The sequence below is a fragment of the Nonomuraea sp. NPDC050540 genome, from assembly GCF_044457485.1.
GTDB lineage: Bacteria > Actinomycetota > Actinomycetes > Streptosporangiales > Streptosporangiaceae > Nonomuraea.
Genome location: NZ_JBITHA010000001.1, coordinates 1316290 through 1330486 on the forward strand (window position 1 = coordinate 1316290; position 14197 = coordinate 1330486).

17 protein-coding genes are annotated in these 14197 nt (G+C 71.5%); 7 read left to right on the forward strand and 10 right to left on the reverse strand.

Going from position 1 to position 14197, the window contains the following annotated elements; translation table 11 throughout:
• Positions 1–4 precede the first annotated feature (4 nt).
• From ACIBI5_RS06000 to ACIBI5_RS06015, 4 genes are read left to right on the forward strand one after another with little or no spacing between them, the layout of a single operon-like run.
• Positions 5–667, forward strand: coding sequence for a hypothetical protein (locus ACIBI5_RS06000; protein ID WP_397243609.1), 663 nt, complete (start codon positions 5–7; stop codon positions 665–667).
• Complete coding sequence (locus ACIBI5_RS06005) at positions 664–1071, forward strand: DUF5655 domain-containing protein (protein WP_397243611.1); 408 nt, start codon at positions 664–666, stop codon at positions 1069–1071. Before ACIBI5_RS06000 ends, ACIBI5_RS06005 begins: the two co-directional genes overlap by 4 nt.
• Positions 1064–1750 carry a type 1 glutamine amidotransferase gene (locus ACIBI5_RS06010; RefSeq protein ID WP_397243613.1) on the forward strand — a complete coding sequence of 229 codons (687 nt, stop codon included), beginning with the start codon at positions 1064–1066 and terminating at the stop codon, positions 1748–1750. The genes ACIBI5_RS06005 and ACIBI5_RS06010 overlap by 8 nt, the downstream gene beginning before the upstream one ends.
• A gap of 37 nt (positions 1751–1787) precedes the next feature.
• On the forward strand, positions 1788–2696 hold the full coding sequence (locus ACIBI5_RS06015) for an SGNH/GDSL hydrolase family protein (RefSeq protein ID WP_397243616.1): 909 nt from the start codon (positions 1788–1790) through the stop codon (positions 2694–2696).
• Positions 2697–2766: 70 nt separating this feature from the next.
• Here ACIBI5_RS06015 and ACIBI5_RS06020 read toward each other — a convergent pair whose 3' ends face one another.
• Genes ACIBI5_RS06020 through ACIBI5_RS06030 form a run of 3 tightly spaced genes read right to left on the reverse strand, consistent with a single transcriptional unit; the run spans position 2767 to position 5566 of the window.
• Positions 2767–3360 carry a CE1759 family FMN reductase gene (locus ACIBI5_RS06020; protein WP_397243618.1) on the reverse strand — a complete coding sequence of 198 codons (594 nt, stop codon included), beginning with the start codon at positions 3358–3360 and terminating at the stop codon, positions 2767–2769.
• The gene (locus ACIBI5_RS06025; RefSeq protein ID WP_397243807.1) at positions 3357–4433 is read right to left on the reverse strand and encodes an LLM class flavin-dependent oxidoreductase; all 1077 of its coding nucleotides are present in this window, start codon (positions 4431–4433) and stop codon (positions 3357–3359) included. The genes ACIBI5_RS06020 and ACIBI5_RS06025 overlap by 4 nt, the downstream gene beginning before the upstream one ends.
• Before the next feature lie 35 nt (positions 4434–4468).
• On the reverse strand, positions 4469–5566 hold the full coding sequence (locus ACIBI5_RS06030) for an LLM class flavin-dependent oxidoreductase (protein WP_397243620.1): 1098 nt from the start codon (positions 5564–5566) through the stop codon (positions 4469–4471).
• Positions 5567–5650: 84 nt separating this feature from the next.
• On the opposite strand from ACIBI5_RS06030, the gene ACIBI5_RS06035 reads away from it, so the two are divergent.
• Positions 5651–6475, forward strand: coding sequence for a PHP domain-containing protein (locus ACIBI5_RS06035; protein ID WP_397243622.1), 825 nt, complete (start codon positions 5651–5653; stop codon positions 6473–6475).
• Between the two features lie 98 nt (positions 6476–6573).
• On the opposite strand, the gene ACIBI5_RS06040 is transcribed toward ACIBI5_RS06035, so the two are convergent.
• Genes ACIBI5_RS06040 through ACIBI5_RS06060 form a run of 5 tightly spaced genes read right to left on the reverse strand, consistent with a single transcriptional unit; the run spans position 6574 to position 10609 of the window.
• Positions 6574–7515, reverse strand: a complete 942-nt coding sequence (locus ACIBI5_RS06040; RefSeq protein ID WP_397243624.1) for an asparaginase — start codon at positions 7513–7515, stop codon at positions 6574–6576.
• The gene (locus tag ACIBI5_RS06045) at positions 7508–8305 is read right to left on the reverse strand and encodes an amino acid ABC transporter permease (RefSeq protein ID WP_397243626.1); all 798 of its coding nucleotides are present in this window, start codon (positions 8303–8305) and stop codon (positions 7508–7510) included. The genes ACIBI5_RS06040 and ACIBI5_RS06045 overlap by 8 nt, the downstream gene beginning before the upstream one ends.
• Positions 8302–8946 carry an amino acid ABC transporter permease gene (locus tag ACIBI5_RS06050; protein WP_397243628.1) on the reverse strand — a complete coding sequence of 215 codons (645 nt, stop codon included), beginning with the start codon at positions 8944–8946 and terminating at the stop codon, positions 8302–8304. Before ACIBI5_RS06050 ends, ACIBI5_RS06045 begins: the two co-directional genes overlap by 4 nt.
• Entirely contained in the window at positions 8946–9863 is a 918-nt protein-coding gene (locus tag ACIBI5_RS06055; protein ID WP_397243630.1) for a glutamate ABC transporter substrate-binding protein, read from the reverse strand. Before ACIBI5_RS06055 ends, ACIBI5_RS06050 begins: the two co-directional genes overlap by 1 nt.
• A 17-nt stretch (positions 9864–9880) precedes the next feature.
• The gene (locus tag ACIBI5_RS06060) at positions 9881–10609 is read right to left on the reverse strand and encodes an amino acid ABC transporter ATP-binding protein (protein ID WP_397243632.1); all 729 of its coding nucleotides are present in this window, start codon (positions 10607–10609) and stop codon (positions 9881–9883) included.
• Between the two features lie 105 nt (positions 10610–10714).
• On the opposite strand from ACIBI5_RS06060, the gene ACIBI5_RS06065 reads away from it, so the two are divergent.
• Entirely contained in the window at positions 10715–11854 is a 1140-nt protein-coding gene (locus ACIBI5_RS06065; RefSeq protein WP_379617218.1) for an ROK family transcriptional regulator, read from the forward strand.
• Positions 11855–11905: 51 nt separating this feature from the next.
• Positions 11906–13123, forward strand: coding sequence for a phytase (locus tag ACIBI5_RS06070; RefSeq protein WP_397243635.1), 1218 nt, complete (start codon positions 11906–11908; stop codon positions 13121–13123).
• Here ACIBI5_RS06070 and ACIBI5_RS06075 read toward each other — a convergent pair.
• On the reverse strand, positions 13112–13375 hold the full coding sequence (locus ACIBI5_RS06075; protein ID WP_397243637.1) for a hypothetical protein: 264 nt from the start codon (positions 13373–13375) through the stop codon (positions 13112–13114). The genes ACIBI5_RS06070 and ACIBI5_RS06075 overlap by 12 nt on opposite strands.
• Positions 13372–14178: a phytanoyl-CoA dioxygenase family protein gene (locus ACIBI5_RS06080; RefSeq protein ID WP_397243639.1), complete on the reverse strand. Its 807-nt coding sequence runs from the start codon at positions 14176–14178 to the stop codon at positions 13372–13374. The genes ACIBI5_RS06075 and ACIBI5_RS06080 overlap by 4 nt, the downstream gene beginning before the upstream one ends.
• Positions 14179–14197 lie beyond the last annotated feature (19 nt).

The following is a 14197-nucleotide window of genomic DNA, read 5'->3' on the forward strand; positions in this document are numbered from 1 at the left end:
AGAGATGTCTAACGGTGCGCGGCACGGACTCGGAGTAGTGGCGGGGCTCCTGCTCGCGCCGTTGCTGGTGGTGGTGCTCTCGTTCGGCCTGGACGGGTTCAACTACGCCATGCGGACCTTCACGCCCCCGTGGATCGGGCTCGCGGTCATGGCGGGCGCGGGCGTGCTGGTGGCCTTCATGTTCAGCTCGCGGATCTCGCCGGTCGCCACGCTCATCGGCGGGCTGATCTACACCGTCGTCGGCCTCTTCCCGATCCTGGAGATGTCGCTCGGGCTCCGGCTGCTGCCCGACTTCCTGCCCAGCATGTTCAGCCGGGGGCTGACGACGCTGATGTACACCGGCATCCTCCTGACGCTCGGCGTGGGCATGCTCGTGGCCTCGTTCTTCCCCTCGCGCTGGCGGGCGGCGCGGCGGCCCGCGCACGCCGCCCACGGTACGGCGGGGCCGTACGGACCGGGCGCCTACCAGCCCGCGGCCGGTCCCGAGCAGCCCTACCAGCAGCCCCCGACCTTCCAGCCGCAGGAACGCCAGCCGTCGGCCTTCCAGCCGCAGGAGCATCAGCCGTCGGCCTTCCAGCGGCCCCCCGGCCAGGAGCCGGGCTCGGTCTTCCAGCCTCAGCAGCCCGCCGGCGGAGAGGACGCCACGCGTCCGATGCACCGCGAATGACCAGGTGGGTCTGCCCCCGCTGCGACCGTGAGTTCGGACGTGAGCGGCAGTCGCACGTGTGCGTGCCCGGCGTCACCGTCGAGGCGGTGTTCGCGCCGTGGCCCGAGGCCTACCGGGAGATCTACGACCGCCTGGTCGAGCCGCTGGGCCCGCTCGGCCCGCTGCACGAGGACGCGGTCGGGGTCGGGGTGTTCCTGAAGGCCGAGCGCAAGTTCGCCGAGATCCGCCCCAAGGCGCGCAGCCTGCAGGTGGAGATCACCCTCGCCCGGCCGATCGCGCACCCGCTGCTGGCGCGGAGCTTCGCGATGGGCTCCGGGCGCTACGCGCACTTCTTCAAGCTCACCCGCCCCGAGGACGTGGACGGGCGGATTCTCGAGTGGATGGCGGAGGCCTACGATGCGTGACGTCCTGATCGTGCAGAACAGCCGGAGCGGCGGCCCCGGCCGGTTCGGCGACTGGCTGGCCGCGCGGGGGCTGCGGCCGGACGTCGTGCACGCTCACGAGGGCGCGGCGCTGCCCGAGACGCTGGAGCACGACGCGATGGTCGTGCTGGGCGGCGGCTACCTGCCCGACGACGACGCCCGCGCGCCCTGGCTGGCCGAGACCCGCAAGCTGGCGGTTCAGGCGATCGAGCGGGCGGTGCCGTACTTCGGGATCTGCCTGGGCGGGCAGCTGCTCGCGCACGTGGCGGGCGGGGTGGTGACGGCCGACGCCGGCGCGCCCGAGAACGGCAGCACGCCCGTGACGATCCGTCCCGAGGCCGCGGCCGACCCGCTCTTCCACGGACTGCCGGAGGTGGTGCCCGCGATCGAGCACCACGTGGACGCCGTCACCGCCCTGCCGCCGGGCGCGGTGTGGCTGGCCTCCACGGAACGCTGCCCCTACCAGGCCTTCCGGGTGGGCGAGCGGGCGTGGGGCGTGCAGTTCCACCCCGAGGTGCTGCCCGAGCGGATCAGGCAGTGGGAGGTGGACGGCTTCGACCCCGGCGAGGTGTACGCGCGGGCGGTCGCCGACGAGCCCGTCTCCACGCCGATCTGGCACACGGTGGCCACCCGGTTCGCCACGCTGGTATCCATACAGTAACCGGACAGGTGCACAGGGTGACCGTCACAATGGGCGGGTGCTGCTACCTCTGATCCTCGTGGCGGGCCTGGTCACGGCGCCCGCCTCCGATGTCCGCGAGTACGTCGCGCTGGGCGACTCGTGGAGCGCCGACGTCTCCATCGTCCACCTGACGACCAAGCACGTGCCGAGCGGCTGCGTGCAGAGCTCCAAGAACTATCCCAAGCAGGTCGCCGCCGCCCTCGGCGTCACGGTGTTCCGCGACGCGACCTGCGGCGGCGCGACCACCGACCACATGACCAGGCCGCAGGACGTCACGCGGATCAGGGGCCTGATCGACGGGGTGAACCGGCCGCAGTTCGACCGGCTGAGCGCCACGACCGACCTGGTGACGCTGGGCATCGGCGGCAACGACGCGGGGCTGGCCGCGGCGGTCGGAGACTGCATCAGCCTGCTGCCCACGCTGACGTTGCCCGGGGGCACGCTGCCCGCGCCGTTCGGGGCGCCGTGCAAGAAGCGGTGGGTGGTGGACGGCGTAGACCGCATGTCCGGAAACATCCGTGCAACGGAGCCCAAGGTCGTGGCGGCCGTGAACGGCATCAAGCAGCGCTCGCCCCGCGCCGAGATCCTCCTCGTCGACTACCTCGCCGGCCTGCCCGACGTCGGCGGCTGCTACCCCTACGTCCAGATCACCGACCTCGACATGGACTGGCTGTCGGCCAAACTCCGCGAGCTCAACGCCATGCTGACCCGCGTGGCCAGGACCACCGGCGTACGCCTGGCCGACACCTACACCACCAGCCGCGGCCACGACGTCTGCCGCCGGCCCGGGGTCCGGTGGGTCGAGGGCCTGCTCCCGCTGTCCACCGACCCGCTCGGCCCCGTCATCCCCTTCCACCCCAACCAGCGGGGCGCCGACCACCAGGCGCGCGTCGTCTACAGCATGGTCAAACCCTCAGACCTCTGAGCCGGTACGGCCCGCGCCGCCGTACCGGAGGAAGGGTCTTCGAGGCCCGCGACCGGGTGGGCGCGGGCGGTCAGGGCTCCCGGGTCAGGGCGGCGAGCTGCTCGGCGAAGGGGACCAGCCGCTCCTCGCGGGCCGGGGCGCGGTGGCTCATGAGGCCGGACAGTTCCGTGGCGGCGCGCCGGATCCGGTCGGGCAGGCCGTCGTCGTTGCCCCAGTCCTCGGCCGCCGCGTACACGGCGGTCGGGGCGACGACCGCGTGCAGGTAGGCGAACATCGGCCGCAACGCGTGCTCCAGCGCCAGCGAGTGCCGGGGCGTGCCGCCCGTGGCCGCGATCAGCGTCGGCTTGCCCTGCAGCGCCTCGGGGTCCAGGACGTCGAAGAACGACTTGAACAGCCCGCTGTAGGAGGCGGTGAAGATCGGGGTGACCGCGATCAGCCCGTCGGCCGAGGTGACCGCCTCCTGCGCGCCGCGCAACGCCCGCCCGGCGAAGCCGGTGACGAAGTTGTTGGCGATCTCGGTGGCCAGGTCGCGCAGCTCGACAACCTCGACCTCGACGTCGACCTTGTCGCCCGCGGCGCGCACGGTGGCCTCCACCAGCCGGTCGGTCAGCAGGCGGGTGGAGGACGGCTGGGTGAGTCCGGCCGAGACGGCGGCGAGCTTCATGAGTTCTTCTCTCCAAGTCGGGACAGGTGGGTGGGCGCGTCGGGGACGCCGGCGGGCCGGCCGATCGCGAACTCCTTGCGCAGCACGGGCACGACCTCCTCGCCGAGGATGTCGATCTGCTCCAGCACGGTCTTCAGCGGCAGGCCGGCGTGGTCCATGAGGAACAGCTGGCGCTGGTAGTCGCCGAACGAGTCGCGGAAGGTCAGGGTCTTGTCGATGACCTCCTGCGGGCTGCCGACGGTCAGCGGCGTCTCGGCCGTGAAGTCCTCCAGGGAGGGGCCGTGGCCGTAGACGGGGGCGTTGTCGAAGTAGGGGCGGAACTCGCGGACGGCGTCCTGCGACCTGGCCCGCATGAACACCTGCCCGCCGAGCCCGACGATCGCCTGTTCCGGCGTGCCGTGGCCGTAGTGGGCGTAGCGCTCCCGGTAGAGCTCGATCAGGCGCTGGAAGTGCTCTTTGGGCCAGAAGATGTTGTTGGCGAAGAAGCCGTCGCCGTAGTAGGCGGCCTGTTCGGCGATCTCCGGGGTGCGGATGGAGCCGTGCCAGACGAACGGCGGGACGCCGTCCAGGGGTCGAGGGGTCGAGGTGAAGCCCTGCAGCGGCGTGCGGAAGCGGCCCTTCCAGTCGACGACGTCCTCGCGCCAGAGTTTGTGGAGCAGGGCGTAGTTCTCGATCGCGAGCGGGACGCCCTGCCGGATGTCCTGGCCGAACCACGGGTAGACCGGGCCGGTGTTGCCCCGCCCCATCATCAGGTCCACCCGGCCGTCGGCCAGGTGCTGGAGCATCGCGTAGTCCTCGGCGATCTTCACCGGGTCGTTGGTGGTGATCAGCGTGGTCGCGGTCGAGAGGATCAGCCGCGAGGTTCGCGCGGCGATGTAGCCGAGCATGGTCGTGGGGGAGGAGGGCACGAACGGCGGGTTGTGGTGCTCGCCCGTCGCGAAGACGTCGAGGCCGGCCTCTTCCGCCTTCAGCGCGATCGCGACCATCGCCTTGATGCGCTCGTGCTCGGTCGGAGTCCGGCCGTCTGTCGGGTCGGTCGTCACGTCGCCCACACTGAAGCTGCCGAACTGCACTTTCATCACCAACCTTGACTATTGAACGTTCAACTCTACTGCTGTTGAGCGCCGATGGCCAGCCCCCTATTCCCCAGGAGCGAGGCGTGGGTGGGCGCGCCGGGCACGTTCGCGGGCCGGCCGATCGCGAACTCCTCGCGCAGCACCGGGACGATCCGCTCCCCAAGGATCTCCAACTGCTCCATCACCTTGGGCAGCGGGAGGCCTCCGCCGTCCACGATGAACAGTTGCCGCTGGTAGTCGCCGAACGAGTCGCGGAAGGTCAGGGTCTTGTCGATGACCTCCTGCGGGCTGCCGACGGTCAGCGGCGTCTCGGCCATGTACTCCTCCAGTGAGGGGCCGTGGCCCATCACCGGGTGGTTGTCGAAGTAGGGGCGGAACTCCGCGATCGCGTCCTGCGACCTGGCCCCGACGTGGACCTGCCCGCCGAGCCCGACGATGGCCTGCTCGCGGGTGCCGTGCCCGTAGTGCTCGAACCGGTCGCGGTACAGGCTGATGAGGCGCTGGAAGTGCTCTTTGGGCCAGAAGATGTTGTTGGCGAAGAAGCCGTCGCCGTAGTAGGCGGCCTGTTCGGCGATCTCCGGGGTGCGGATGGAGCCGTGCCAGACGAACGGCGGGACGCCGTCCAGGGGTCGAGGGGTCGAGGTGAAGCCCTGCAGCGGCGTGCGGAAGCGGCCCTTCCAGTCGACGACGTCCTCGCGCCAGAGTTTGTGGAGCAGGGCGTAGTTCTCGATCGCGAGCGGGACGCCCTGCCGGATGTCCTGGCCGAACCACGGGTAGACCGGGCCGGTGTTGCCGCGCCCCATCATGAGGTCCACCCGGCCGTCGGCCAGGTGCTGGAGCATCGCGTAGTCCTCGGCGATCTTCACCGGGTCGTTGGTGGTGATCAGCGTGGTCGACGTGGACAGCACCAGTCGCGACGTCCGGGCGGCGACATGGGCCAGCAGTGTCGTCGGCGACGACGGGATGAAGGGCGGGTTGTGGTGCTCGCCGATCGCGAAGACGTCCAGCCCCACCTCCTCGGCCTTCACCGCGATCTGGGTGATCGCCTTGATCCGCTCGTACTCGGTGGGCGTGTGGCCCGTGTTCGGGTCCGCCGTCACGTCGCCCACGCTGAAAATGCCGAACTGCATTTTAGTCACCAATCTTGACGATCCATTTTGGTGACTTTAGCGCGGGACTCTCCCGCCTTATTCCCGTCCGCCACAATCAGGTTCATGCGCATCGATCTGCACAGCCACAGCGACGCCTCCGACGGCACCTCGCCGCCCTCCGAGGTGGTACGGCGGGCGCGCGCGGCCGGAGTCGACGTCCTGGCGCTGACCGACCACGACACCACGGCCGGGCACGCGGCGGCCGAACGGGCCGCGCGGGAGGCGGGCCTGGTGCTGGTACCCGGCATGGAGATGTCGTGCCGCCGCGACGGGCGCAGCGTGCACCTGCTGGCGTACTGGTTCGACCCCGGGAACGAGGCGCTGGTGCGCGAGTGCGAGCTGATCAGGCAGGGGCGCGACGGCCGGGCGGAGGCCATGGTCGGGCGGCTGGCCGAGCTGGGCGTGCCGATCACCATCGACATGGTCACGGCCGTGGCGGGCGCAGGCGTGGTCGGGCGGCCGCACGTCGCGCGCGTGCTGGCCACGCTGGGCGTGGTGGCCGCTCCCGCCGACGCCTTCACCCCGGAATGGATCGGTACGGGCGGCCGCGCCCACGTGACCCGCTACGCCCCCGATCCGGTCCGGGCGGTGGCCCTCGTCCGGGCCGCGGGAGGCGCCGCCGTCCTGGCCCACCCGAGGCGCGGCCACCTGATGCCGGACGCCTGGATCGCCGAGCTGGCCGGGTCCGGGCTGAGCGGCGTGGAGGCCGACCACCCGGACCACGACGAGGAGGACCGCGCGCACCTGCGCCGCCTCGCCGCCGGACTCGGGCTGGTGGTGACCGGCTCCAGCGACGACCACGGCGAACTGACCGGCCACCGCCTGGGCCGCGAAACCACGACAGAGGAGGCCTACGAGACCCTCCGTGCCGCTGCGAAGCGTCCATGACGAGGGAGAAGCGCCCCGCGCGGGTCGTGGGGCGCTTGCGGCGGGGCCGGACAGAGAGCGTGGAGGCGGGCCGGTAAAGGGCGTGGAGGCGGGGCCGGTCAGACGGCGTGGATCTCGCCGACCGGCCTTCCGCCGCCGAAGACGGGGATCCGGGTGAAGGACTCCGCCCCCGACACGTCGCACCCCATCCGCGCCAGCACCGACACGGCGATCGCCGACGTGGCCCGCGGGCTGCCGTCGATGACCTTGACCGCGGCCGTGTGCCCCGACGCGAGCGCCGCGACCAGGACGCCCTCCGCGCCGCCCTTCACCACGGCTCCGGGCAGGGCGCGCATCAGGTCGGTGTTCTGGTGCCCGGTCCCGCCCACGTACTCGGGGTGCTCGCGCATCGCGTCGGCCACCTGCCGGGGCGCGGTGCCGGGCGCGGCCAGGACCAGGGCCCGCACGGCGCGGGCCAGCCCGGCCAGCGACATGCCGAACAGCGGCGCCCCGCACCCGTCCACGGCCACCGCCGTGGCCTTCTCCCCGGACAGCTCCTCGACGGCACTGCGGACCGCGAGCTGGAGCGGGTGGCCGGGGGAGAGGTAGGAGGCGGTGTCCCAGCCGTTGGCCACGGAGGCGGCCAGCATGGCGGCGTGCTTGCCGGAGCAGTTCATGCGCTCGCGGGTCTTGGCTCCGCCCTCGCGGATCAGGCGCAGCCGGGTCGCCTCGTCCTCCGGCCAGTCCTCGGGGCAGAGCAGGTCGGCGGGGCGCAGGCCGTACTCCTCAAGAAGCTCGGTGACGAGCCGCACGTGGAAGTCCTCGCCGGTGTGGCTGCCCGCGGCGATCGCCAGGCGCGCGCCCGGCAGGGCCGCGCCCGAGGTCAGGCAGGCCAGCGCCTGGAACGGCTTCGCCGAAGAACGCGGCAGCACCGGCGCGTCCACCGGCCCGAGCACGACCTCGGGGCGGCCGTCGGGGCCGAGACCGACGGCGCTGCCGTAGTGGACGCTTTCCACGAAGCCGGAGCGGACGACCTCGGCGAGTGCGGGGAAATCAGGCACGTGCGGAACTCCTTCGCTCCAGAACCCTGGCGAGCTTGGACAGGGAGGCGTTGACCACGAGGTAGATGAGCGCGATCACGATGTAGGTCTGGATGAGCAGGCCGTTGTAGGCGACGAGGACCTTGCCCGAGTAGAACAGCTCGCCGTAGCTGACGATGAAGCCGAGCGAGGTGTCCTTCAGCAGGCCGACGGACTGGCTGACGATGGACGGCAGGACGCGGCGGGCCGCCTGGGGCAGCACGATCATCCGCAGGGTCTGGCCGCGGGTGAGGCCGACGGCCAGGCCCGCCTCGGTCTGGCCGCGCTCGATGGACAGGATGCCGGCGCGGAAGATCTCGGCGAAGGCGGCGGCGTTGGAGACCGTGAGCGGGACCACGAGCTTCCAGAACAGCGGCAGGTCCAGGCCGTACTTGGGCAGCGCGAACAGCACGACGTAGACGAGGAGCAGCGCGGGGATGGTCCGCACGACCTCGATGTAGGCGGTGGCGGGGCCGCGCAGCCAGCGCCGCGAGGACAGCCGGCCGAGCGCGAGCAGCAGGCCCAGCGCCATGGACAGGGCCGCCGCGACGACGGCCGAGAGCGCCGTCGACCACAGGCCGTCGAGCAGGTACCGCCACATGGGCCAGGTGGCGTACGGCTGCCAGCGTTCGGCCGTGAGCTGCCCGTTGGCGGCGAACTGACGTACGGCCAGCGCGGCCAGCGCCAGCGTGGCCAGCACGCCGAGGACGGTGGCGATCCGGATCCGGCGTTTGGCGCGCGGTCCCGGCTCGTCGAACAGCACGGTGCTCATCGCACGATCACCAGCCGCCGCTCCAGCCGTCCGGTGACGAAGCCGACCGCCGCGGCGATGGCCGCGTAGGCGAGGCCGGAGCCCACGAAGATCGCGATGGGCTGGGCCTCCTGGAGGTTGACCCGCTTGGCCGCCTCTGTCAGGTCGACGACGCTGATCGCCCCGGCCAGCGCGGTGGACATGATGAGCTGAATGGTGAGGTTGCCCAGCGGCTGCACGACCGTGCGCAGCGCCTGGGGCAGGATGACCAGCCGCAGCGACTGGCCGAAGGTCAGCCCGAGCGCGCGGGCCGCCTCAGCCTGGCCCTTGGACACGGAGTTGACGCCGGAACGCAGCGCCTCGGCCATGTACGCGGCCTGGTAGACGGCGATCACCACGATCGCGGTCGCCATCGGCGGTCCCTTGATCCCGATCTCCGGCAGTCCGAAGAAGACCAGGACGAGCAACACCAGCAACGGCAGATTCTGAAAGGTCTCGACGTAGGCGGTGCCCAGCGCCCGCAACACGGGAACCGGGCTCACCCGCATCGCCGTGACCAGTACCCCGAGCACCGCCGCGCCGAGGAACGACGCGACGGTGAGCTGGAGCGTCACGAGGAGGCCCTGCCACAACTCCGGCAGGTGGTCCAGGAGGACGGACATCAGGAACCCGGCACCGAGCCGATCGCCGGCGGCGCGGGGGCCTCACCCTTGACGACGGTGCCGAGGGAGTCCTTCCACGCCTGCTGCCAGACCCCGGCGTCCTGCATCTTCTTCAGCCAGTCGTTGACGAACTTCTTGAACTGCTCGTCGCCGTGCTTGAGCCCGATGCCGTAGGGGTCCTCGGTGAAGGGGTTGCCGATCACCTGGACGGTCGGGTCCTTCTGCGCGTTGGCCGCCAGCAGGGTCTCGTCCTGGACGTAGGCGACGCCCCGGTCCTGCTTGAGCGCCTGCATGCACTCGGGGTCGGAGCCGAAGGTGATGATCTCGGCCTGCGGCGCCAGCTTCTTGATGGCCGCGATGGCCGGGGTGTTGGCGCCCGCGATGACCTTCTTGCCGTTGAGGTCCTCGGGCTTGGCGATGCCGGTGGCGCCCTTCTTGACGGCGATCGACAGCCCGGAGGTGTAGTACGGCCCGGCGAAGGCGACCTGCTCGGCCCGCTCCGGCGTGATCGTGTACGTCTGGAAGACCACGTCCACGGTGCCGTTGCCGATCAGCGCCTCACGCGTCTCCGACGCCGAGTTGACGATCTTCACCTTGGGCTCGCCGATGATGTACTTGGCCAGTGCCTTGCCCATCGAGGCGTCGAAGCCCTCGACCTCGCCGCTGACCGGGTTCTCCTGCGACAGCAGCGGCGCGTCGAGGGAACCGCCGACGAGCAGCTCGCCGCGCTTCTTGATCTTGTCCATCGTCGAGCCGGGCACGATCGCGGCGGCGTCGGCGACGGGCGCCTTCGCGAGCAGGTCGCTCGCGGCGGGCTTGGCCTCCCCGGGTACGGCTGGGTTCGAGCCGCCACCGGTGCTGGAACACGCGGCCAGGCCGAGCAGCGACACGGCGACGACAGCGACCATCTTTCTCATGGACACCATCCCTTGCGTTAGTGAGTCAGTACTTTGGCCAGGAAGTCCCTGGCCCGGTCCGTCTGCGGGGAGTCGAAGAACGCCGCGGGAGCGCCCTGTTCGACGATCTGGCCGTCGGCCATGAACACCACACGGTCGGCGGCCTTGCGCGCGAAGCCCATCTCGTGGGTGACCACGACCATGGTCATGCCATCGGCGGCCAGCCCGGTCATGACGTCGAGCACCTCGCCGACCATCTCGGGGTCGAGCGCCGAGGTGGGCTCGTCGAAGAGCATGACCTTGGGCCTCATGGCCAGCGCGCGGGCGATGGCCGCGCGCTGCTGCTGGCCGCCGGACAACTGGGCGGGCAGCTTGCCCGCCTGCGCGCCGATGCCGACGCGCTCCAGCAGTTCACGCGCCGTCTTCTCGGCGTCGGCACGGCCGGCGCCGCGCACCTTCATCGGAGCGAGCGTGACGTTGTCCAGCACGCTCATATGCTGGAAGAGGTTGAAGGACTGGAACACCATCCCCACGTCGGCCCGCAGCTTCGCCAGCTCGCGGCCCTCCAGGGGCGCGGGCACGCCGTCGATGACGACCTCGCCCCGCTGGACGGTCTCCAGCCGGTTGAGGCAGCGGCACAGCGTGGACTTGCCGGACCCGGACGGGCCGACCACCACGACGACCTCGCCCCGCGCGACGTCGAGGTCGACGTCCCGCAGCACGTGGTGCTCGCCGAACCACTTGTTCAGCCCTCTTGCCCGAATCATCCAGCTACTTCCTTCGATATCGAAGATAGAGCGGACCGTAATAGATGATTTCATGCGAAGTCAACACGTTGTCGAACAAAGCCGAACCGTGGTATTCATCTCCACATGTCTGGCAAAGAGCGACTGCCGGTGACGGGGGCGCAGGGGGACCTGCTGCGGCTCGTCGCCACCGGGCAGGCCGAATCACGCGCGGAACTGGCGCGCCTGTCGGGCCTCGCGGCCTCCAGCGTGTCGCTGCGCGTGGAGGAGCTGCGTGACGCCGGGCTGCTCGTGGAAGAGGGCTCGGGCACCTCGCGGGGCGGACGTCGTCCCCGCCGGCTCAGGCTGTCGCCGAGCGCGGGCGTGCTCACCGTCGCCGACCTCGGGGCCCATCACGTACGGCTCGGCCTGCTCGACCTCAGTGGCACGCCGCTGGCCGTACAGGAGCGTGAAGCCGACATAACAGCTGGGCCGGAAGCGGTCCTCGACTGGCTGGCCGACGCCTTCGACGACCTCCTGGAGACGCACGCGCCGCCGGGAGTCCCGCTGCGCGGCGTCGGCACCGGCATCCCCGGCCCCGTCGACCCCGCCACGGGACGCGTGGTCGGCCCCTCGCGGATGCCCGGCTGGAACAACTTCCCCGTCGCCGACCACCTGCGCGCCCGCTACGACCTGCCCGTCCTGGTGGAGAACGACGCCAACCTCATGGCCGTCGGCGAGGCCCGTTCCTGGCCCGGCGCCGACAACCTCATGGTCCTCAAGGCCGGGACCGGCATCGGCTGCGGCGTCGTCGTCAACGGCCGCCTGCACCGGGGCAGGGGCGCCGCCGGGGACATCAGCCACGTCAGGGTCCGCACCGACTCCTCGATCGTCTGCGCCTGCGGCCACCGCGACTGCCTGGAGGCCTACGCCAGCGGCGCCGCGCTCCAGGCGGCCCTGGCCGAGGCGGGCATCGCCGTCGAGCGGCCCGCCGACATCGTCGGCCTGGTGGACGACGCGGTACCCGAGGCCACCAGCCTCGTGCGCACCGCCGGGCGCATGATCGGCGAGGTGCTCACCGTCCTGGTCAACTTCTTCAACCCCGACGTGATCGCCGTCGGCGGCAGCCTGGCCGCGGCCGAGCCGCTCATCGCCTCGATCAGGGCCGCCGTCTACGAGCGCTGCCTGCCGCTGGCCACCCGCGAACTGGAGATCGCCCCCGCCCGCGCCGGGCAGGACGCGGCGCTGCTCGGCGGTGGAGCGCTCCTGCTCGACGCCGTCCTCTAGCCGTCATCCGCCGTTCACCGGCCGTTCCCGCGCGAACGCCACACTCCGCGCATGCGTACCCTCCTGCTCAGCCTCGCGCTGGTCGCCGTCAGCGCGGCGCCCGCGCTGGCCGCCGACCTGCCGCGGGCGACCCCGGTCGCCGAGACGCCGGCCCTGTTCGACGACGCGGCCGGCGGCAACGCCAACGGCGACGACCCCGCCATCTGGGTCAACAAGAAGAACTCCGCGCGCAGCCTGGTGATCGCCACCGCCAAGGAAGGCGGCCTCTACGTCTACGACCTCGACGGCAGGCAGCTCCAGCACCTCGCCGCCCCGCCCGCGCCGGGCAAGGACGACGAGCCCGGCCGCTTCAACAACGTCGACCTCGTCTACGGCTTCCACGGCAAGGACCTGGCCGTCGTCTCCGACCGGGGCCGCGACCAGCTCCGCTTCTACGCCATCGACCCGGTCACGCTGCGCCTGACCGACGTGAGCGACCCGGCGGCGCCGTACGTCTTCAACAAGGACCAGAAAGAGGTCAACGAGGCCCGCACCGCCTACGGCCTGGCCACCTGGCAGGACGGCGGCGGCGACTACGCGCTGGTCAGCCGCCGCCACCAGACCCGGATCGGCCTGGCCAAGCTGACCGAGCGCCGCGGCAGGGTGAGCTACAAGGTGGTGCGCACCCTCGACCTGCCCCGCGCGTTCGAGCTGCCCGACGGCTCCCGCTGGCGGCCGTGCGGCGAGCCCGGCGAGCTGGCGCAGGTCGAGGGCATGGTCGTCGACCGCGGCCGGGACGTGCTCTACGCCGCGCAGGAGGACGTCGGCATCTGGCGGCTGCCCGCCGACCTGTCCGGCGCGCCCGTCCTGGTCGACAAGGTCAAGGAGTACGGCCGGCAGGACACCTACGACCCCAAGACCGAGGAGTGCCTGCCCGGCGAGGACCGCGGCCACGGCGGCGAGCACCTGGCCGCCGACGCCGAGGGCCTGACCATCTGGTACGGCAAGGGCGGCGCCGGCTACCTGCTGGCCTCCAGCCAGGGCGACAACACCTTCTCCGCCTACCGCCGCGAGGGCCGCAACGCCTACGTCGGCTCGTTCCGCGTCGGAACCGGCCGGGGCATCGACGCCACCGAGCACAGCGACGGCGCGATGGTGGTCGGCGAGCCGCTCGGCCGGTTCCGCGAGGGCCTGCTGGTCGTCCACGACGGGCAGAACACCCCGGCGGACGGCGAGCGGGAGAACACCAACTTCAAGTTCGTCCCCTGGGACGCGCGGCTAGTCCGCTAGCTTCTCGAAGAAGAACTCGTGCTTGAGGAACGACGTGTCGTACTCGTGCCCGGGATAGGGCGGGATGAGCTGGGAGGCCTGGAACAGCCGCCAGCCGTCCCGCAGGGCCGCCACCCCGTTGTCGTAGGGCGGCTCGTCGCCGTCGCCCGTCGTCGGGGTGGTGCGCCCGGTGCCGTCGTAGGACGCCCAGCCGACCACGGGCGCGTCCAGGGCCGAGGTGGCCAGGTACAGAACCAGAACCTGCTGCTTCACGCGATCCTCCGGGGGCGGTTGCTGACACGGGTGGCCCAGTGGTCGACGTCGAATCCGTCGAAGCCGGTCATCGCGCGCCACATCGCGACCCGGTTGTAGACCTCCAGCCGGCCCGTCGCGGGCTCGTACCAGGGGAAGCGCGTGGACAACTCCTCCGCCACGGCCGGGTCGTCCAGGCCGGCGGTGTCCCAGAGCCGCACCTGCCGCACCGTGGGGTTGAAGCGGATCTTGAACATGTAGCGTCGCTCGTCGCTGTCGTTGCGCCGGCCGCCGTGCCAGATGCCGTGGTGCAGGAGCAGCACGGTGCCCGCCGGGCAGGTCAGCCTGATCTGCCCGCGCAGGTTCTGGTAGCGGCCGGTGTCGCTCTCGTTGGTACGCCGCAGGTGGCTGCCGGGCACCAGCAGCGTGCCGCCCATGGCCGGGCTCACCTCGTGCGGGAAGTACATGAGCTGCACGTCGAAGGCGTCGGCGCGGGTGTCGATGATGGCGTCGCCGTGCAGCGGCTGGGCGCTGCCGCCCTGGGGCTCGCGCACGTGCACGGCGTGGTGGTCGACGGTGGGATCCGGCCCGACCAGGCTGCGCAGCGCGCCGGCCACCCGGGGGACCTCGACCAGGCGGCGGGCGAACGATCCCTCGGGGAAGGCCAGCGGCAGCGGCGTGCCGTACGGGACCGGGGGGATGCCCGCGGAGAGCACGCCGATCGCCTCCGCGTTGAGCTCCTCCGGCACCGCGGCGTCCAGCCGCAGGAACCCCTGGGCCACGAACCGCGCCACCTCCACCGAGGTGAGAAGAGTGGTTTCCATGCGTCAACCGTAGGATCGC